The organism is Weissella cibaria (genome assembly GCF_004521965.1).
GTDB lineage: Bacteria > Bacillota > Bacilli > Lactobacillales > Lactobacillaceae > Weissella > Weissella cibaria_A.
Genome location: NZ_SDGK01000094.1, coordinates 1 through 308, shown reverse-complemented (window position 1 = coordinate 308; position 308 = coordinate 1). Strand labels below are relative to the sequence as shown.

Annotated in this window: 1 protein-coding gene; it reads right to left on the bottom strand. The window is 38.6% G+C overall.

Annotated elements, in window-relative coordinates; all coding sequences use genetic code 11:
* Positions 1-281 (bottom strand): transposase (locus EST42_RS10190; protein WP_209019495.1); only part of this gene is annotated, 281 nt, incomplete at its 3' end.
* Between the last annotated feature and the right edge of the window lie 27 nt (positions 282-308).

The window sequence follows — 308 nt, the reverse complement described above, 5'->3', positions numbered from 1 at the left end:
GCATAAACAAGTCGATGTTCGATATCTTGGGTCAAGTAATCTGCAACGTCGTCGTTACGATAACCTTCGATAACTTGAATGAGCATTTGCAATAATAATCCTACCTTAGCATAGCGTGGATTTTTACGATTATCGTTGAATTCAACGTTATTAAAGAGCCTGGAAACTACAGGTGAATTTAGAAACATACTAAGCAGTACGTTGCCACCATCCGAGGTAATTGGTGCCCCATTGTCTGAAACTGCAACTAAGGGGTTGCTAGGTAATACTTTTTGAGTCATAATTTTAGACGCTCCAATTTTTGAGTA